Raw genomic sequence first — 18,925 nt, forward strand, 5'->3', positions numbered from 1 at the left:
TGCGGCGTTTCACCTTGCACCATGGGTCAGCGTGACCGTCAGCGTTGCCGGCGCGGTGCCACGCACGAGTTCCGCCTGTCCGTCCGCTGACACGTGTACCCCGAACTCGACCCGCACCTCCCGAAGCTCCGATGTCGGCCCCGGGCCGGCGAGCCTCGCGATGGTGCCGGCCACGGACTCGGCCACCGCGAGGATGCTGCGCTCCGCCTGCTCGTACGCGGCACGCAGCTGTGCCTGAACGCGGTCCGGCGATGCGGCCAGCAGCGCCCCAGGAGAGATCCGCACCATGACCGGCACACCGCCGGCCGCCGGGTGGAGCACGAGCTCAGGTGGTCCGGCCGGCGGCGCAGCAGGCAGCAGCGCGGCCCGCTCCTCGATGAGGTCCAGCAGCAGAGTGGCCGAAGCGGGGGTGAAGTGCTCGCGGACCTGCCGGTCGAACTGACCGGCACCGAGGCGCGCCCGCAACCGGACGAGGGATTCCACGTTGCTCACCGCGTCCGGGATGTCCAGGTCGGCCCTGATGGTCAGCGCCGCCACCTGCCGTCGCACGGCCGCGGTGAGGTCGCCGTCGTCCTCGGCCAGCAGCGCCAGCTGGGTCTCCGCAATCGCGGTGCCGAGCGGGTCGTCCAGCCGCTGGCTGATGCCCAGCGCCTGGGCGTAGTACCGCTCGGCCAGGTCACTGTGGCCGTCCTGCTGGGCGAGCCGGCCGAGCTGGATGAGCGTGAGGGCGACGCCGGCCCAGTCCTCGAGGCTTTCGAAGTGTTCGCGGGCCCGGTTGAAGCGGCGGCGGGCGTCGGAGCTGTCGCCGTGCTCGTTCGCCAGTCGGGCCAGCTCCACGTGGCTGCGCGTCGCCAGGGCCCAGCGGCCGAGACCGGCAAAGGTCTCCGCCGCGGCCCGGTGGTGCTCCTCGGCCTCGCCGAGGTTGCCCAGGTCGTGGGCGAGCCTGCCCAGCTGGTACCGGCTGTGCCCGGCGCTGCCCAGGTTGCTGGCGTCGTCGTTGGTGCGCAATGCCTCCAGGTACCAGCGTTCGGCCGTGGCGTGGTCACCGTGCAGGTGCGCGACTACGCCCCGCTGGTGGGCGGCGGCGGCACCGGCGACCCGGTCGGAGAGCTGCCCGGCGAGGCCGGACGCCGCGTCGTAGCGCCACGCCGCCTCGTCGTAGTCGCCGAGCTGCTGGGCGAGCACGCCCAGCAGGTGCTGGCCAGCGGCGGCACCGGACCGGTCGTCGTCGGCGGCAAGCACATCAAGGCTCTCCTGCAGGCGCCGGCCCGCCTCGTCGGCTTCCCCTCGTTCGGAGGCCAGCGCGGCGAGCTGGTGCAGGGCCGCCGCGAGGCCCGGCCGGTCGCCCAGCTCCTCGGTGGTGCGCACGGCACGCTCGTACAGGCCCTGGGCCTCGTCCAACCGTCCGTGCCCCTGTGCCAGGACACCGAGCTGGTGGTGCACGGCGGCCTCGCCGGCCCGGTCGTCGAGCTCCTCGAAGCCGAGCAGCGCCGCGTGGTAGCGCTCGACGGCGTCCCGCTCGCGACCGCCCGCATGGGCCAGCAGGCCGAGCTGATGCCGCACGCCGGCTTGGCCGGAGACGTCACCGATCGCCTCGAAGCCCTGCAAGGCCGCGCGGTACCAGTCCTCGGCCTCGCGGGCGCTGCCCCGTGCCTGTGCCAGCGCGCCGAGCTGGCGGCGGACCCCGGCCACGCCCGCCTCGTCGTCCCGGTCGAGCAGGCCGTCCAGGGCCTGGCGGTACCAGCGGTCGGCCTCGTCGTGATTGCCGCGTTCCTGCGCGAGTACGCCGAGCTGCCCGGTGAACAGCGGCCGGCGCGGCGCATCCGCCGGCAGCCGGTCCAGCGTGTCGAGCAGCAGGCTCTTCTCCAGGTCCCAGGCGCCGCGGGCGTGCAGCGCCGCGCAGATGTGCTCGGTGATCTCCGCGGCGGCGTCGGCGTCGGCGGCCTCGAACAGGTGGTGGCGGGCCTCCTGCAGGTCCCGTAGGTCGGCGGCCGGATCCTGGGGACGCACCTCGACCCGCCAGCGCCAGTACCGGGCCGCCGCGCGGTGGGCGTGCCCCACGTCAAGGGGGCGGCCGGTGAGGCGCAATCGTTCCTGCAGGACCGCCGAGACCCACGGGTAGGTCATCACCAGGCCCTCGGGGACCCGGGTCACCAGACCCGAGGTGATCAGCCGCGACAGCAGGTCCGGCAGGTCAGCCTGGGCCTGGAAGGGTGGGCGTCGGGACTCGTGGTACTCGGTCAGCAACCGGCCGACCCGCTCGCGGTCCGCGGCGGGCAGCCATCCAGTCCCGGCAAAAGCGGCGGCCAGCCGTTCAGTCCGGGCCAGTGCGGCGGGCAGGTCCTCGGCCCGAAGCCTGTGCGACTGCAGGACGTCGGTGATCGCCGCGGCCAGCGCCGTACGGTTCTGCCCCGGGGTGGGCGTACCGACCTGGAACAGCAGCGCGTCGTCGTCCACCGGCGTCCGGTACACGCTGATCCCGGCCAGCAGCTCGGCCGCGCCGGGGAACCGTTCCAGACCGTCGATCAGGTGGGCCACCCGAGCGTCGTCGGCGGCGAGGGCGACCGCGTCGGCGAGCGCGCCGTCGAGGTCACGGTCCCCGGCGAGCGCCTGCTGGGTGGCCGCCGCGCGCAGCCGGCTCGTCACGTCCACGAAGCGCCCCAGGCCCCCGGCGAGCAGGGCGTCGGCGTATTCCAGGGCGCGCGGATGGCCGCCCACGGCCCGCCAGATCCGCTCCCGGGCATCGGCGTCGTCGGCGTACCGGCCCAGTCCGCTCAGCGACCGCAGCAGCTTGCCGGCGTCGGCGCCCGGCAGCGGACCGACGTCGTGCCAGTGCAGGCGGTCCTCAACGCCGCCGGGCAGGCTGAAGCGGTGCCGGGACGTGATCAGCACCCGGCTGCGCCCCGGGCCCTTGACCCACTCGGCGAGGAGCGCCGCCAGCACCGGCTCGCCGGGCTCCCAGCCGCCGTCGCCGGCCGGGACGAGGTTCTCGTCGAACCCGTCGAGCACCAGCAGCACCGCTGTGGTCAGGAACACCTCACGGCGCAGCCGGTCGAAGCGTTCCTGCCACGAGATGTTTCCTTGCAGCAGGGCGCGCGCGGACTGCGCGAGCAGCACGCCGCCGTCCACCTGCAATGCCTGGGCGATCGCGCTCAACACCTGCTCAACGCTCACCGCGCCGACGCACGTCACCAGCAGCCACTTGGGGAACCGCTCACTGCATCGGCGTACGAGCTCGGCGGCGAGGGTGGTCTTGCCGACCCCGCCGATACCGTGCAGCACCATCCCGGCGGTGGCGTCGCGCTCCAGCAGGGCCGGCAGGCGGCGTTGCTCGTCGCGGCGGCCGACGAACTCGCCGACCGGGCGGGCCAGCAGCCAGCCGACGTCCGGCACCGGCGGCGGCAGCTCCCGGCGGGTCGCCACGACGTCGACGACCGGTACCTCGGGCGCGCAGGCCACGATGGTGAACGCGCTCCACTCCTCGCGGTCGGCCAGCCGCCGGTCGGCCGGGTCCGGCGAGCCGGCCAGCTCCTCGTGCGCCAGCCGGCGGGCTCGCGTGAAGGCCGCCACCACGTCGAAGTTCGCCTCGGCCGCAAGCTGGGCGTAGACATGGGCGAAGACCCTGGTCGTGTACGGGTCTGACACCGCGGTCTGGGTCGCGATCACCGCGTGGGCGCCCCGGGCGGTGAGCTCCGCCGCGAACGACAGCCCGAAGTTCTCGCGAACGACGCCGGAGGAACACGCGGCGAGCGCAATGACCGGTGGCACGGCGCCCGGCGGGATCGCCTCGGCCAGCAGCGTCGCCGCGTCGGCGAGCCGCGGGGCGCCTTCCTCGTCCTCCAGCATCAGCACCCCGGGCGCGCCGTGTGCCGACAGGTGCAGCACGTGGACCCGGCCGTCGAGGGCGGCCCGGATCGCGGCCGTGGTGGCGTACGGCACGACCACCACCTGGGCGGCGTCGTGGCGGGCCTCGCGGACGGCGTCGAACACCGCTCCGACTTCCCGTTCGTGGTCGCGGACCAGCGCGTCGGGGCCGTCCGGCGCGGCGACGGCCGCGACGATCCGCAGCGGGCCGGGCAGCGGCGCCGGCTCGCGGGCCGGACCCTGCCGGTACACCGAGACGCGTGGATGCAGGGCGAGCGGGATTGCGGAGCCCGGCTCCGGCATGGCCTCCCACGGCAGCTCGGCGAACGGCCCGGCGTCGATCGCCAGCCGGAGTGCGGCCTGCTGGGCGTCGGCGCCCCTCACCAACGCGGCCAGCGCGTCGCTGACGACCGGGGGCAGGAACGAGCGGGCCAGCAGCGTCCCGGCCCGGCGCAGCACCGCGTTGCGGATCTCGGGTGCGCCGCCCGTGCCGGGAACCTCGGCCGTCGGCCGGTAGCGGGACCGCTCCCGGCCCATGTCGTGCAGCGCGTTGCGCAGTCCGGGCCGCACGCCGCGGTGCCCGGCGGACACGTCGACGTCGGGGGCGGTGAGCCGGACCGTCGTGTCGTCGATGGACAGCAACGCGTCCAGTGCGCCGTCGCCGGTCACCGTGACGTCGGCGAGCCCGTCCAGCAGGGCAACGATGTCTTCGACGGGCGCGACCCACACGGTGTCGCGCAGCCGGGTCCAGGAGCCGCCGCCGGAGCGGGTGGTCAGCACGCCGACGACCCGGTCGTCGCGCGGGCGGCGGACCGGCGCGCCGGCCATCGCGGCGATCACGCCGGGCGCGTACAGCCGCTCGAACCCGACCTGGTCGGCGCGTCCCACCCGGCCCTGCCAGACGGCGAGCCGCGGCGGCGATCCGGCCACCACCACGGACCCGGGCCGCACCGACGCCGAAGCGGCCAGCCCGACGGCGGAGGCGGCCAGCGACGAGGCGCAGGTGAGCACGGCCAGGTTCCGCAGCTCGTCGACCGCGTGCACGGTGGCGGGCCGTGGATCGTCGCTGCCCGGCGCCCGGACCTGGCAGACGTTGCCGGGACTGCCGCAACCGATGGCGTCCAGCGGGTCCCAGGCGGTGACGAGGATGCCGGGCCGGAGCTGGAACACGGTCCCGGCCTGCGTGCCGCGGTCGTCCAGCAGGCGGCCGAGGTAGCCGGGCATGGCCTCGACGGGCTGGTTCACCGGGCCGGCCAAGTCACATCGGCGTTCGTCACATCGGCGGCGGTAATGTTCTTCAGCGGGTCGGCGACGGCCGCGGTGCGCAGCAGGCCCTGGGCGGTCGGACGGTGCCGGGCCTCGATCAGGTCGAGCGGCCGGTGCGGCTGCGGGCGGAGTTTCGCCCGGCCGATGCGCCACCGCGCGCCGTCGGTGGTGGCGACGACCAGCTCGCCCTCCGGCACGCTGAACCGCTGGGTGGCGCCGCGGTCCAGGGCCAGCCAATGCCCGCCGCCGGTGCTGTCGAGGCTCGTCACATGCAGCAGTACCGGATCGCTGACCGGCACCGTGAGCAGCTGGGCGCCGGCGGCCGGGGGTTCGCTGAGCTCGAGGCCGTCGTCGATCCAGCGCAGGCCGACGCGGAGCACGGCGGCGGGCGCGGACGGCCGCAGCAGCCGAGCCCAGCCCTCGACGCCGAGCGGGCGGTGGCCGAGGGGCAGGACGCGCCGCCCGTCGAGCCGCGCGCTGACGAGCATGGCCAGCAGGGAGGCCTCGGGCACCTGCCAGACCGCGGGCGGGATCCGGGTCATCGCCGCGGCCGCCCACCTGGCCAGCGGCAGCGACCGTGCCGGCTGCTCCGTCATGGTGGTCGCGACCGCCAGCAGGTGCTCGCCGGCCTCGCGGTCGGCGTCGCCGCGCAGGACGGCGACCGTCAGCGCCTCCTCCAGCCGCTGCGTCGGCGCGGCCGGGCGGTGCATGCGTTCCACGATGTTCCAGCTGGCCAGCAGGTCGGCGGGGCGCTCGGCGAGCCGTTCCAACAGCGCGAGCCGGACGTCGGAGTGCAACTCGAAGCCGGAGTGGTTGCCGCTACGGACCAGCGGGCTGAACCACAGGTCCGCCTCCACCCCGGGCGGCATGCGCCGGTGCAGCACGACCCGGAGCCGGCGCAGCAGTGCGGGCTCCACCTGCACGGCAACGCTGGCGCTCTCCGCGAGCTGCACAGTGTCTGGATGCCTGGCGGCGAGCGCGTCGACGGCCGCCCGCGCCGACGTGGGCAGCTGCCCCGGGGCCGGTCCGGCCAGGGGGTCCGCGGCCGCAGCACTGGTCATCGGCGGCCAGCGATCTGTGCGACGGTGTGCACGGTCGTCGTCTCCCGCCACGGCACCACGTTGAGCAGCTGGCGCAGGTCGGGTGGGATCCGCTCCAGCGGGTAGGGCGTCAGGGTGAGCAGCGGGCAGCCCCGGGCCCTGATGGCGGCGGCGAAGGCGATCCACCGCCACGCCGCGACCGGTGTGGCCAGGTCGGCCGGTGCGGCGCCGATGTCGCTGACCACCAGGATCCGGGTGGGCAGCAGTGGTGCCCGGTATGCCGGCCAGGGCCGGGGACCCGTGCCGGTGCCGGCCCCGCCGACCGGGCAGCCGACGAACCGCAGGAAGCGCACCCTCGGGCCGAGCAGCCCTTCGATCTGGCCGCGCAGGACGACGGCGTCCAGCGCGAACGGTGTCATCGCGGCGCTCGCGTCGACCAGCACCTCGGCGCCGAGACGCAGGTTGAGCCGCCGCCGGCGGACCTGGTCGACCAGCCGCCCGCGGATCAGCGCGTCGACCATTGCCGGGATGTCGGGTGGGCCGTCGGGATGCCCGACGCCGAGCGCCGCGGTCAGCAGGGCCCGCGCGCGCACCGCGGGGAACAGCGAGTCGGGCAGGGCGGGCGGCGGAAGATCCTGTTCCGGTGGGTCGAGCGGCTCGACCTGGCGTGGCCACGGGGCGGTGGGCAGGTCGACCGGGCCCGCCGGCTCCAACCGGTCGACGGCGGCCGTGCGCAGCAGCGCCGCGCCGAGCACCGGGCCGATCGTGAGGGTGGCCTTGACGCGGTCGCCCTCACGCCGGGGCTGCGCGGGGCGCGCTGTGAGCGCCTGCGCCTGGACCGGTCGCGGAGAGACCTCGGCGGCGCCGGCCGCTGCCGGCGGCGCCGGCAACGGCGCCATGGCCCGCGCGAGGTCGATCGACTCTGCGACGCCCGGTGGGCGTGGCTGCCGGACCGGCTCGGCGCCACCAACAGACGTTCTGGCCGCCGGTGCCGGCGTCGCCGACTGCCGCGGGCGGGCGGCCGGGGCGATGCCGCGCAGACCCAGCAGCTCCGCGATGGCCTCTGCGGCGGCCGGGTCCGGACGTAACCGCTGCATCGCGCGCAGCAGGTCGCCGACGAACACGGCCGGGCCGGCGCTCACGGAGTCCCCGCGTCGGGCAGCCACTTCGTCAGGGTGGCCCGCATCAACGCCTGCCACTCCGGACCGTCGTCCTCGATCCGCAGCTCCCGGCTGGCGGCCAAGGCGTCGAGGAACTCGGCGGTGCTCGGCGGCGCCACTCCAGCGGACTCGGCGCGCCCGCGGGCCTCCTCGAAGTACAGCGCGAGCCGCTGGTGCAGCTTGCGGCCCTGTTTGCCGAAGTGTGCGGCGGCGATGGCCACGAGCCGGTCCGGGCCGGGCGGCGGCAGGTGCAGTACGACGCACCGGCGCACGAACGCCTGCGGCAGGTCCCGCTCCTCGTTCGTCGTGATGATGATCAGTGGCTGCTGGGCCCGCTGCACGGACACATCGAGCGCGGGTTCGAGGTCGGTGACGGTGAACGTGCCGGCGCCGAGCGGAACGAGCAGGTCGTTGGGGGTGTCCGGCTCGGCCTTGTCGATCTCGTCGAGCAGGACCACCGCCCCGCCGGCGCCGGTGACCGGCCGCGCGCCGCTCGTGGGGCCGAAGCCGGCGGCGGAGGCCGGGTCGAACGCGTGCCACAGCACGCCGGGGCGGATGTAGCGGCGCTGGTCCTCGGCGAGGTCACCGGCCTGCGCGTCGCGGAGCCGGCGCAGGGCGTCGAAGCGCCACAGCAGGTCCTTGGCCTCGGTGCGCGAGGAGATGACCTCCGAGTAGAGGTCCCACTGCTTCCTGGCGGCGACGTCCGCGGCGAGCGAGGACTTGCCGGAGCCGGCCGCGCCCCGCACCAGCAGCGGCCGGGCGGTGGCCAGCGCCACGTTGACGGCGAGGATCACCGCCTCGGTGTACACATACGCCGAGGTCTCGCGGTGGTCGCCGAAGCCCTTGCCGCCGTCGGCCCGCTCCGGTGGCGTGGCCTTGCCCGGGTCGAACAGCCGGTGGTACTGCAGTCGCGAGTCGGTCACGGTCGGCTCCCGAGGTCGTCGTCCAGCACGTCGATGCCGGCCTTCTTCATGATCTTGCGGTATTCGGCTCGGGAGCCCATCTCGACCGCAGGGTCGAGGTGCGGTTGCAGCACACGTACCTGCGCGGGCAACTCCCGGTGCGGCGGGTGGCCCGCCATGATGAGGCAGATGAGGCCCGGGAACTGGGTGGCGATGCCGGCGAGGGTGTCGGGGTCGACCGGCGGTTGCAGCAGCACGACGACCGGCTCGCCCTTTTCGGCGTGGGCGGCCAGTGTCGCCTGGATCGCCTCCTGGGCCGGGTTGTCGTCCGGCCAGTAGCCGAGGGCGTCGAGCACCGCCGTGCGGACGGCGTGCATGCTCGCCGCGTCCGGCGACTCGACGTTCGGCTGCAGCGCGGCCGCGATGTAGGTCTCCGGGCCGGTGCAGGCCCGCCGCACGTACATCTTCGCGGTCAGCCGCCGGTTGGAGTTCAGCGCGAACGAGCGCGTGGCGGCGTCGCGGGACACCAGCGGGCGGGCCGCCTCACCGTCGACCCACGCGAACGGGAACGAGATTTCGATGATCACCGCCGCCTCGGCCTTGCTCTGGCTGCAGATCATCTCCAGCGCCCGCACGAACCGGGCCACGTCCGTGGCGAAGAGCCGCTCCGCGACCGCGGCGCGTTTCTGCTCCTCGCTCTTGCCCCGCAGGTCCTCATCGAGGGCCTCGCCCATCAGATCCAGCACGCCGACCGGTACCAGCCGCAGCGCATGCTGGACCTTCTGCTCAAGCACCTGCAGTGGGCGCCGGTGCGGCAGGGACCGGCGCAGCTGCCGGGCGACAAGGCGGGCCGGATGTTTCGCCGCGCGGCTGGGCATGTGCAGCGAGCTGACCCGCAGCCGGTCGAGGTCGCTGTCGCGCAGCTCCTGCCGGCTCACCTCGCCGGCGATCACCGGAATGACCGGGAAGTCGGTCGCGTACCGGCGCTGCATCAGGATCGTCGCCTCGACATAGACCCAGGAATCGGAGGTCAGCGCGCTCCTGGAAATGATGATCACGGCACCTTCGCAGCGGTCCAGGTCCTTGTGCAGCTTCGTCTGCCACACCTCGCCCAGCGTCATCTGCTGGTCGGACACCACCGGCTCGAAGCCGTTCGCGACGAGATCCCGTTTGAGCTGCTCCAGCAGCACGGTCGCTTCCGGATCTTTGTTGGTGTGGCTGACGAAAATGCGGTTCGCGCCCACGCACCTCGCCCTTCAATTGTCCGCACCCGACGTGTCGGGGCCGTTCTTCCGCCAATCAGCATGGACTATCCGCCTGACCGGCACATCGTCCGGACGACCGTCGCCCGCACGGCGGACCGGCGGAGAGTCACCGGTGCACGGTACAGGTAGGTTCGGCGGTGACCGGCCGCGCATCTGGTCCCGGAGGAGGCACGCTGGACGCCGAATTCACCCCGCTCGTCGCGACGCTGGCGAATGCGGTCGCGGCATTCGTCGATACCAATGCCACAGGTCCCCTGCTCGATCCAGGTACATCGGCTGCCGCGGCCGCCCTCGCCGAGGCGGCCGAGGCCCTCGAGGCCGGCGGCGGTGACGACGTGGCGACGCTGCGGGCCGCCGTCGCGATGTTCCTGACCTGCTGGGACGACGTTCAGGCAGGCGACGGCGCGCCGGCCGGGCCGCCGGACCTCGCGTGGCCGCTGCTGACCGTGCGCGCGGCGGCGTCCGAGCAGGTGCCGCGCGGCCTGCGCGCGCTCGCCCACGCCGCGGTCCTGGCGGTGACCGTCGAGTCCGGCGCGCGGGCCGCCATGCGGGCCATCAGCCGGGCGGTCTTCCAGGACGACCTGGACAAGCTTGACGCGGCCGTCGAGACGCTGCTGGCCGAGATGCGGGACCCCGAGCTCCCGCCCCGGATCCGCCGCCGGTGCGGCAATACGCTGGCCGGCGCCCACTGGCAGCGCTTCGACCTCACCGGCGACCCGGCCGACCTCGACCGGGCGCTCGCGGCAAACGAGGACGCGATCACCGGCGCGGACGGCCGCGAGCTGGCCGAGGCACAGGTCGCGCGGGCCTCGCTGCTGCTCGAACGGTTCCGCCGGACGAGCTCCGCGGCCGACTTGGCGGCCGTGGAGGCCCTGTGCACCCCCGCGGCCGAAGGCACCGAGACGCTGGACTGGTTCACCCGCGAGCTGGTCGTGCTGCTGCGCAACGCCCGGCTCGAGCAGTTCGAGCGGACCGAGGACCCGGCGTGGCTGGACGCGGCGATCCGGCTCGGTGAACGGGCGGTGCGCAACTCCCGCGACGACGAGAGCCCGGTGCTGCTGGCCGCGCACGCCAACGCCTACCTGACCCGCTTCGAGCTGACCCGGGAACCGGGCGACCAGGACAAGGCGATCGAGTACTACCGGTACGCGCACGCCGACGCCGCCGATCCGGAGCTGGCGCTCGAACTTGCCGGCACGCTGTGGGACCTGCTGTCGCAGCGGCGCAAGATCCGGCCGACCGCCGGGGACCGCGACGAGCTGATCGAGTTGAGCGGGCAGCTGATCCGGTGCCTGGACGGCGACCTGCGCACCGAGTTGGAGCTGCGGCGGTCCCGCCTGCTCTGGGACCGCTTCGGCGAGACTCTCGCCGGTGACGACCTCGACGCGGCGATCGAGGCCGCCCAGGCCGCGGCCGAACGCCCGGGCGCCCGGATCGGCGGCGAGGACCTGTCGAATCTCTGCTACCTGTTCCAGGTGCGGTACCGGCGCACCCGCGAACCCGGCGACGCCGACGCCGCCGTGACCTACGGCCGCCGGTCGGTCCGCCTGCCCCACGACCCCGAGACGGACCTGCCGTGGCACCTGTCGAACCTGTTCGGCGCGCTGACCCTGCGAGCCGAGCACGACCGGGAGTCCGGTGCGACCGGGTCGGCCCGCGCGCTGTTCGACGAGGCGGCACAGGTCGCCGGACGCGCGGCTGACCTGTTCGCGCCCGGCGACCCGGACGGCACGCGGCACCGCAACAACCTCGCCGTGGCGCTGCTGGGCCGGTTCCAGGTCGGCGGGCCGCCCGGCGACCTCGACCGGGCGATCGAGGTCGCCGGGTCGGCCCTGGCCGGCGACCCCGGCCAGGAGGCGGCGGAGACGCTCGGCCCGCTGCTGCTCGCGGCGCTGACGCTGCAGCTGGACCGCCGGCGCGACGAGCACGCCCTTGAGCAGGTCCTCCAGCACGTCAACCGGGGCGTCGGCACCGCACCGGCCTGGGTGGACAGCCTCGCCGGGCTCGTCGGCTGCCTGAACGGCCTGACCGCCGGCGCGGCACGCGGCGTCGACGTCGAACGCCTGGCGAAGTTCCAGCAGGTCCGCGCCGAGCTGCTGCCGATCTACGAGCAGTGCGTGGTGCTCATGAGCTCGGAGATGGTCGGGGCCGGCGCGCAGCTGCGCAACCTGGATCTCGTCGACGGCGCGATCGCGGCGCTGGAGCACGCGATCGGCCTGTCCACCGAGCGGCGCTCGGCGATGCTGGCCGGCACCCGGGGGGAGTTCCTCATCCGGCGGTGGCAGCTGACGCTGGCCAGGGCCGACCTCGACAACGCCATCGCCGCCCTCATCGCCTCTGCCGACATGACCAGCGGCGAGGGCGACCTGATGCGGGACATGGCCGCCCTGCATCGCAGGTCGGCCGCCACCGCCCTGATCCGGCGGTTCCGGCGCCGGCGCAACGCCGCGGACCTGGACGAGGCGGAGCGGCAGCTGCTGCTCGCCGAGCCGATCGTCGCCGAACGCGACCCCGAGGCGCTGGCGGAGCTCCACGGGCTGCTCGCGGACATCCGGGCGACGCGGGACCACCCGCCGTTCCTCATCAGCCAGGTGGACGTGCTGGAGGTCCACCGCGAGGGCCTCAGCTCACCGTTCGGCATGCGCAACGTCCAGGCCTGGAACAGCGGCGCGCCCCGCACGTCGGGTCTGACCTGGGTGCACACGGACGATGCGGCATGACGCGGGCAAGGGTGCTGTTCCTGCGGACCTTCAAGCCGGACCCGCTCAACTTTGCCGTGCTCACCAGCCTCGCGCTCGCGGTGCAGGACACGGCGGTGGTCGAGATCGTCGGCGACCTGCGCGACCGCGCCGCCATCGAGGCGGTCTGGCGCGACGCGTTCGGGCCCGACGCCACGGTCGACGGCGCCGTGGAGCTGATCCCGGCGACCCGCGAGACGTGGCGGCGGGAGATCCTCGTCCGGATCGGCGCCGCCGACGCGATCGTGCTGAACATCTCGCCGAAGGACGTCGACTTCCCGGACTTCCCGTTCGGGCCGCCGATGACCGAGATGCTCAACGACTTCTGGGAACGGTTCATGGACAGCCCGATCGCGAGCCCGATGACGGGCCGGGGGCTGCTGCGCGAGATCTGCTACCTCAACCGCCTGCAGCGGCTGCCCGACACCGTCGTGGCGTGCGAGGCCAGATACCAGCCGACCTTGGACGACCTGATCGCGCTCGGCGGCACGATGGGCGACGCCGTCGACCGGCACGGCAACTTCGTCACCCCGCGCCTGACCGCGATCGACAAGCAGGTGGGGCACCTGCGCAAGGCGTTCCGGGGCATCACGTACCGGCACCCCGACGGCGGCGGCTCGCTGCTGCCCGCCTTCGCCGCGGCCCTGGGCTCCGCGCTGCGGGAGGTGCTCGCCGGCACCGCGGGACACGAACGGCCGCCCGTGGACCTGGGCAACCTGACCGGGCGGTCGGCGTCGCCCAGGCCGCTGCCGCCCGACGGCGCGCTGAAGATCGTGGCGTTCACCGACGTCGAGGAGCTGCTGTTCCTGCCGCCCGGCGAACTCATCGAGATCAGCCACGAGGAGATGGGACGGATCCTGAACCGCGAGGCGGTCCGGCTTGGCTGCCCGTACTGCCACACCCGGCTGCCGGAGATGTTCTTCTTCACCGCTGGGCTGCGCCGGCACGGGCTGCGCGGCGACGGGCAGCGGGACTGGCCCAACGGGATCTGCCAGGTGTGCGGCCACAAGTCCAGCCTGTTCGGCGACGACGCGCTGGCGCCGCAGTGAGCCCCCGCCGCGTTACCGTGCCGGGCCGTCGCCGATTCGGGCGAACCGACACCCGGATCGGGGCCGTGGGCGACGCGGTCGGGCCGGACGTGGTGCCGCGTCAGGTGTGCGCTACGACGAGCTCGCGCAGTCGGTTCGCAACCTGCGCTCTCAGCAGTTCGAGCCCTTCGCCGTTGGACAGATAGCGCACAGATCGAATGCTGCGGAGATCGAATGGGACGTCGTCGGGGGATTGTGTGATCGGAATGACCGTACGGCCGTAGCTGTGGGCAATCCCGGTCTCGTAGAAGACGTTCGGGCTCTTGTCGGTGAAGTCGGAGATCACGAACTGCGCGCGCCAGATGAGGCTGACGACGTCGTCCATGATGTGCGCATGTCGCCAGATGTCGTCGGCGCGCTGGCAGCGCAGGCCGGCGTCCGCGGCCGCTCGGCGCAGGGCCTCGTGAACCGGATCGAACCGCCGGTCGAACGGCATCATTACGGCGACCAGGTCACGTTCCTGTGGACAGTCCAGCGGGAGCCGGAACACCGTCGGTGCAGTTGATGCGACCTCGTGCAGGACGTGGTACAGGTCGACGTCCTTGACGGCCCAGTGAGTGCGGCGAAACTCCCAATCGCTGATTCCGAGACGTGCGGCCAGTGCCCCGATACGGGCAGACGGAATGGCCGGCATCGTCGGGCTCGGCACAAACCGAAAGTGGTAGACCTTCCCGGACACCTTCATGGATTCCAGGCGCCCGACCCGGGCGATCTGGGGCTGATCGTTTCCGGTCTCCGGCAGCACGAGGGTCGGCAGGTTCAACAGCCGTGAGGTGTCCAGACGGCCACCCGGTTCAATGTAGGACCGGATCGCTTCATCCGTATACTCTACGACCCGCTCTGCATACGCTTCCTCGTCAGGAAAGCCGACCAGCAGGTTGTACATCCGCGCCCCTTCGGCTCTGCGCCGCCAACACCCGTCAAGCCGGGCGGCAATCACCTTACAGCTCGTGCATGCGGGCGCCGTACATCGGATTGTCGCCCGTCCGGCAAGGTCTGACCTGGAGGCCGAGGACCGTCGATGGGGATGTCGGTACATTCGGCGGCGACGAGTCGCGCACGTTATGGCGCTGCAGCATTCGTACCCGAGACATCTGCCACCGGAGGATCTACATGCGGCCAGCCATCGTCGTGCTGGGTAGCGGCGACTTGGAGCGGACCTACGCACCACCCCTGAAGGACGGGCCGCTGCTCGTCGACGCGAGCCGGGCGATCGGCCGTGAACTGGCGTCGGCGGGATGTGACCTGGTGGTGTTCTCCAGCGACCCCGAGTATGTGGAGCGGGACGTGGTCGAGGGCTACCTGGCGGTGGCCGGCGACGGTCGGGTCTTCGTCCGGGCACCGCACGACTCCACGGTGCGGTTCGCCGTGTCACCGGAGGCGGCCGACCGGATCCAGGTCGAACCGGATCCGGCAGACGACTGGGAGACCTCATACTACCGGTCGGTGTTCGAAGCCGATGGCATCCTCGTCATCGGTGGTGGACGTTCGACCCGCATCGCGGGCGTCATCGGCGTCGCCGTGCGCATCCCGGTCGTCGCCGTCGCGGGCTTCGGCGCCGGCGCTTCGGTCGTCTGGCAGCACCTGTGCAAACACGTGAATGACGCGACCGCCGAGGACCTGCACCTCATGGGGCGACCATGGGCCGATGCCTCCGCAAGCCGGCTCGTCGCGAGCCTGCTGGGGCAACGCACCCGCAGGCAGGCGGCCCAGGCCGCGGAACTACAGCTGCAGCGACGCGACGGAATCAGGCGGACGCTGAGCAGCCTCGCCGGGGTGACCGCCCTGCTGTTGGCAGCGGCTGCGATCCTGCTGGCCTACACGACGAATAGCGTCGGCGCGTCCATGGCGTGCCTGCTCGGCGGGCCGATCCTCGCGGCTGCGGGCGGTGCGCTGGTGCGCGACACCAGGGACGCGCATCCCGGCCTGCTGTGGTCGGCCGCCCGAGGGATCGGCGCCGGGATCCTCGCCACCACGCTGTACGTGGCATCGCAGGTGCTGACCAACCAGAACGCGCTGACCGTTGAGTCGGCCCGCCGGCTGCTGTGGTTCGTCGTGCCCATGGGCATCGCGGCCGGGTACACCTTCGACCTGGTCTACGCGAAGCTCCGGCAGGCCGACGCCGTGCCCGGCAACCCGCTCACGCCGCCTGCCGGCGGTGCGGGTCCCACGGCGGCCAACTGAGTCCGTCCGCAGCGGCGGGCGCAGCGCAACGGTTCACGGGGCGGGTGGGTGCCATGCGAGCTACGCACTACCAGCTGAACGTAGAGTGGCGCGATGCTGGAGGGGCTCGATGAGGTCGACTGGTCGATGTACCGAGGGGCATACGGTCCGTGTACTGAGGCGCCGGACATCCTCCGGGCCATGGCCTCACCCGATCCGGAAGCCGCCCGGCAGGGCCACTTCGGGTTCGCCTCGTCGTTCTGGAACCAGGAGACCGTCTATCCGGTGACCGTGCAGGTGGTGCCGTTCCTGATCGAGCTCGCCACCGCCGACGGTGTGCACGAGCGGGACCAGCTCCTGCAGATGCTCGGCGCCCTCACCGATCCGGAGCAGTGCGACGGACCGGATGCGCCCGCGGTCCGGCAGGCGGTCGTCGCGGGCAGTGTGGCCCTTCTGCCGCAGGCCGACGATCCGGACCCGTCGGTCCGCGCGGCCGCAGCCTACGTGCTCGGACGATGTGGCGGCCACACCGTCGGCGCGCTGCGGCGTCGCTGGGACACGGAGACCGATCCCGAAGTCCGGGCGGAGTTGCTGCTGGCCATCGCCCACAACGGTGGGGCCTCGGGTGAGTTGCTGTGGGCGGCGGCCGCGGAGGCCGGCCTGGAGCCGGCGGCGGTCGCGTTGGCGTATGCGAAAGCCGGTCTTCCGCTGCCACCGGCGACCGTGGCCGCCGTGGCGGGTTCCTTCGCCGCCGGGAGCTGGCACACTCCTTGGTCCGTGAGGGGGGGCCTTGCACGAGGCCATGGAACGGTTCGACGTGGAGTCCGCCGACGCGCTTGCCGCCGCCTTGCTGCGCACCGAACAGCGTGGGCGAGTGCTCCTGGGACGTGCCTTGCTCACTCGGTTCCGGGTGAGCCGGTCTGCGCCGGCGGCGTTGATGCCGCGGCTGCGCGCGCTGCTGACGGACCCGGACGCCGCGGTCGTTGAGGCCGCACTGCACGCGGCCGCGGAGGCCGGCGCTGCCGCGTCCCAGGTCGCCGACGTGCTGGCCCGGATCGCCGCCGCAGGCCTGGAGCCGGCCCGTACCGGTGCCGATGATGTCGAGCCGTTGCCCGTTCCCTTCGAATTGGCGGGATCGGAAGGCCTGGCTGCTTACCCGGAACCGCCGACCGCTGCCCTGGCCACACTGGTCCGGCTCCGGGACCGGCGGTGGCGGGACCTCGCGATCGCCGCCTGGGAGGCCGGCTGCTGGACGCGGGCGGACCGGCTCCTCAAGGACTACGTGCCGGAGTTCGACTCGGTCGCCCTGAACGGGATCCGCCGGTGGATCACCACGCTGCATGCCGCGGGGGCGCGGGGGCCGCTCATGGACGCCGTGGCGGCTCTGGCGGCCTGGGGTCCGGACGCGGCGCCGGCCATCCCGGAGCTGATCGCCGTGCTGCCCGTCGCCGACGCGGTGGCCAGCACGGTGTTGGCCGCGATCGGGCCGGCCGCCCACCAGGCACTCCCGGCGCTGCGCCGGGTCGGCGGCACCCGGGCGGGACACGCGATCTGGCAGCTCACCGGCGATCCAGAAGTACTGCTGGCTGCCACGGCGGATCTCCTCGATCGTCAGCCGCTCAGCCACGTCCATGACGAGCTGCGGTACGCTGCTGACACTGGGACGGCGGCCGCGCCGCTGGCCGCGCGGCTACGGGTCGCGATCGGCCGTGAGCCGGCGAACGTTCCGGAGGCCACGGCGCGGCTCGCCGCTGCACGGCTGCTCTGGCACGCCACCGGTGACGCGGCCGAGGTGCTGCCGGTCGTGCAGGCGGCGCTGCGCGGCGACCACCTGCGAGCCGTTCTCGCGCGTTGGGCCGCCCTCGGCGAGATCGCCTGTGCTGCGCCGGTCAGATCGAGCTACAGCGATCCGGCGGTGGCAAGGGCCGCAGAACTTGCCGCCGAGCTCGCACCGGCCGCTGAAGGGTTGCGGCCTCTGCTGCGTGAGGCATTGGATGACTGGTGGGCCTGCGTCCCTGTCGCGCGGGCGCTGTGGCGGCACGGCGCCGACCCGGCAGAGCTGGTCGAACCGCTGCTCGAAGTCGCCGCCGACCGGTCCGGTGGATCGGAGGCGGTGGCCCTGCTCGTGGAGATAGGCGCGAGGAGCGCCGGCCCACGGCTCGCCGAACTGGCCGAACGCGACGAGCGCGGCATGACCAGCGACTCGTGGGACGACGAGCGGCTCCAGCGGGAGTTGCGGGAAGCGGCGGTAGCGCTGTCCGGATGACAGGCAGCGTGAGATTGCCGTTCGCGGGCTACCGCAGCAGCCACTCGCCGGTGAGTTTCATGACGTCGGTGCGGCTGCGGCCGGGGTGGTCGGCGCCGACGACGTACGCGCCGATCCGCACTGAGAACGTGAGCATGCACCGGACCTCGACGTCGTCCGGGTCCGGGCAGAAGGTGGCGAACAGCGAGCGCAGATAGTCCATCCGCCGGTTGTCGACGCGTCGCAGCCGCTCGGCCACGGCCTCGTCGCGCCGGGCCCAGTCACGGATCGCGAGGTCGAGCAGCGGGCTTCGCACCGACTCGCCGGACGTGCTGACGATCGTGAACAGCCGGCGGAGCCTGGCCCGGCACGCCGATCCCCGGAGCGATCCCGCGCGCTGTTCGCCCTGCGCTGGAGGCTCGGGGCGCTCTTCGGCTGGGACGAGCCCGGATCGGGCTTCGGTGGCCGGGTGCCGAGCCTGCGCGACCGGCTGCCCGACGACCTCCGCGCCGGGCCGCGCGGGCTCGACCCGCGCGGTCCCGTTCACCGCGATCTACCAGACCCACGACGAGTGGGCCGCCGAGCTGGCCAACCGCACCGTCCACACGGTGATGCATCTGGGCTGGGTCTCGGACCCCGCCGGCGGGCACCGTGGCCAGATGGCCGTCCTGGTCAAGCCCAACGGGAGGTTCGGCGCCGTCTACATGGCGGGCATCAAACCTTTCCGGTACCTCGTGGTCTATCCCGCCCTGCTGCGCATGATCGGGCGCGGATGGAGGGCCGGTGATGCCTGACGCCACCTCGTCCTTCCGGGCCGGAGCCTGGGCGTGGGTGCTCACCGCCTGATCGAACGGTCGCGGTCGCTGAGCGGGCTGACGCTGGCCGCGTCGGTGGTGGCGTTCGGGCTGTCGGTGTCGCTGCTGCCGCCGATCGTGCTGTTCGGCGTGGCGACCGTGGCGTTTGGGTGGCGGCGGCGCGCCGCCAGATCACCTGAAGAACCCATCCGCAGTCGCACGTCCTTGATCCCCGTTGATTCCGGTTGAATTCGAGCTGCTCGGCCGGCGGGCATGCGTCAGTACCCGGTCCGTGGGAGATCCCTTGGCGCTACAACCCCAATTCGTGCCATGTGAACAGACTCGCAGGTGGGGCGATTACAGCCAAATCATCACTAGGGTGCTCGGTAGGGTTTTCCCT

At 73.2% G+C, this 18,925-nt stretch carries 14 protein-coding genes; 6 read left to right on the top strand and 8 right to left on the bottom strand.

Features of this window, described 5'->3' with window-relative positions:
• Positions 1 to 9: 9 nt before the first annotated feature.
• From ABD332_RS48195 to ABD332_RS48215, 5 genes are read right to left on the bottom strand one after another with little or no spacing between them, the layout of a single operon-like run.
• Positions 10 to 5,109, bottom strand: coding sequence for a CU044_2847 family protein (locus ABD332_RS48195; RefSeq protein ID WP_344511762.1), 5,100 nt, complete (start codon positions 5,107 to 5,109; stop codon positions 10 to 12).
• On the bottom strand, positions 5,106 to 6,191 hold the full coding sequence (locus ABD332_RS48200) for a hypothetical protein (protein WP_344511764.1): 1,086 nt from the start codon (positions 6,189 to 6,191) through the stop codon (positions 5,106 to 5,108). Before ABD332_RS48200 ends, ABD332_RS48195 begins: the two co-directional genes overlap by 4 nt.
• Positions 6,188 to 7,336 carry a hypothetical protein gene (locus ABD332_RS48205; RefSeq protein ID WP_344511766.1) on the bottom strand — a complete coding sequence of 383 codons (1,149 nt, stop codon included), beginning with the start codon at positions 7,334 to 7,336 and terminating at the stop codon, positions 6,188 to 6,190. Before ABD332_RS48205 ends, ABD332_RS48200 begins: the two co-directional genes overlap by 4 nt.
• Positions 7,309 to 8,253 (bottom strand): AAA family ATPase, encoded by a 945-nt coding sequence (locus tag ABD332_RS48210; RefSeq protein WP_344511768.1) that lies wholly within the window; start codon positions 8,251 to 8,253, stop codon positions 7,309 to 7,311. Before ABD332_RS48210 ends, ABD332_RS48205 begins: the two co-directional genes overlap by 28 nt.
• A complete protein-coding gene (locus tag ABD332_RS48215; protein WP_344511770.1) occupies positions 8,250 to 9,476 on the bottom strand; it encodes a toll/interleukin-1 receptor domain-containing protein in 1,227 nt (408 codons plus the stop codon). Before ABD332_RS48215 ends, ABD332_RS48210 begins: the two co-directional genes overlap by 4 nt.
• A gap of 158 nt (positions 9,477 to 9,634) precedes the next feature.
• On the opposite strand from ABD332_RS48215, the gene ABD332_RS48220 reads away from it, so the two are divergent.
• Entirely contained in the window at positions 9,635 to 12,217 is a 2,583-nt protein-coding gene (locus tag ABD332_RS48220; protein ID WP_344511772.1) for a hypothetical protein, read from the top strand.
• Positions 12,214 to 13,284, top strand: coding sequence for a hypothetical protein (locus ABD332_RS48225; RefSeq protein ID WP_344511774.1), 1,071 nt, complete (start codon positions 12,214 to 12,216; stop codon positions 13,282 to 13,284). The genes ABD332_RS48220 and ABD332_RS48225 overlap by 4 nt, the downstream gene beginning before the upstream one ends.
• Positions 13,285 to 13,384: 100 nt before the next feature.
• On the opposite strand, the gene ABD332_RS48230 is transcribed toward ABD332_RS48225, so the two are convergent.
• Positions 13,385 to 14,209: a hypothetical protein gene (locus ABD332_RS48230; RefSeq protein ID WP_344511776.1), complete on the bottom strand. Its 825-nt coding sequence runs from the start codon at positions 14,207 to 14,209 to the stop codon at positions 13,385 to 13,387.
• Between the two features lie 227 nt (positions 14,210 to 14,436).
• Between ABD332_RS48230 and ABD332_RS48235 the strand changes: the two genes are divergently transcribed.
• The 3 genes from ABD332_RS48235 (at position 14,437) to ABD332_RS48245 (ending at position 17,752) form a co-directional block, all read left to right on the top strand.
• Positions 14,437 to 15,507 carry a hypothetical protein gene (locus ABD332_RS48235; protein WP_344511778.1) on the top strand — a complete coding sequence of 357 codons (1,071 nt, stop codon included), beginning with the start codon at positions 14,437 to 14,439 and terminating at the stop codon, positions 15,505 to 15,507.
• 93 nt (positions 15,508 to 15,600) lie between these two features.
• Entirely contained in the window at positions 15,601 to 16,473 is an 873-nt protein-coding gene (locus ABD332_RS48240) for a HEAT repeat domain-containing protein (protein ID WP_344511780.1), read from the top strand.
• Positions 16,424 to 17,752: a hypothetical protein gene (locus ABD332_RS48245; RefSeq protein ID WP_344511782.1), complete on the top strand. Its 1,329-nt coding sequence runs from the start codon at positions 16,424 to 16,426 to the stop codon at positions 17,750 to 17,752. Before ABD332_RS48240 ends, ABD332_RS48245 begins: the two co-directional genes overlap by 50 nt.
• A 28-nt stretch (positions 17,753 to 17,780) precedes the next feature.
• Here ABD332_RS48245 and ABD332_RS48250 read toward each other — a convergent pair whose 3' ends face one another.
• Positions 17,781 to 18,047 (bottom strand): hypothetical protein, encoded by a 267-nt coding sequence (locus ABD332_RS48250; protein ID WP_344511784.1) that lies wholly within the window; start codon positions 18,045 to 18,047, stop codon positions 17,781 to 17,783.
• A 145-nt stretch (positions 18,048 to 18,192) separates the two neighbouring features.
• On the opposite strand from ABD332_RS48250, the gene ABD332_RS48255 reads away from it, so the two are divergent.
• Positions 18,193 to 18,525 carry a DUF2867 domain-containing protein gene (locus ABD332_RS48255; RefSeq protein WP_344511786.1) on the top strand — a complete coding sequence of 111 codons (333 nt, stop codon included), beginning with the start codon at positions 18,193 to 18,195 and terminating at the stop codon, positions 18,523 to 18,525.
• A gap of 41 nt (positions 18,526 to 18,566) precedes the next feature.
• Here ABD332_RS48255 and ABD332_RS48260 read toward each other — a convergent pair whose 3' ends face one another.
• The gene (locus ABD332_RS48260) at positions 18,567 to 18,746 is read right to left on the bottom strand and encodes a hypothetical protein (protein WP_344511788.1); all 180 of its coding nucleotides are present in this window, start codon (positions 18,744 to 18,746) and stop codon (positions 18,567 to 18,569) included.
• Positions 18,747 to 18,925: the final 179 nt, after the last annotated feature.

It is taken from the genome of Dactylosporangium maewongense (assembly GCF_039531485.1).
Taxonomy (GTDB): Bacteria; Actinomycetota; Actinomycetes; order Mycobacteriales; family Micromonosporaceae; genus Dactylosporangium; species Dactylosporangium maewongense.

Bases quoted from the DNA above. Each gene is read 5' to 3' on its own strand.
- ABD332_RS48235 (WP_344511778.1), top strand. From the start codon at position 14,437: ATGCGGCCAGCCATCGTCGTGCTGGGTAGCGGCGACTTGGAGCGGACC.
- ABD332_RS48200 (WP_344511764.1), bottom strand. From the start codon at position 6,191: ATGACCAGTGCTGCGGCCGCGGACCCCCTGGCCGGACCGGCCCCGGGG.
- ABD332_RS48225 (WP_344511774.1), top strand. From the start codon at position 12,214: ATGACGCGGGCAAGGGTGCTGTTCCTGCGGACCTTCAAGCCGGACCCG.
- ABD332_RS48240 (WP_344511780.1), top strand. From the start codon at position 15,601: ATGCTGGAGGGGCTCGATGAGGTCGACTGGTCGATGTACCGAGGGGCA.
- ABD332_RS48245 (WP_344511782.1), top strand. From the start codon at position 16,424: ATGCCGCGGCTGCGCGCGCTGCTGACGGACCCGGACGCCGCGGTCGTT.
- ABD332_RS48230 (WP_344511776.1), bottom strand. From the start codon at position 14,209: ATGTACAACCTGCTGGTCGGCTTTCCTGACGAGGAAGCGTATGCAGAG.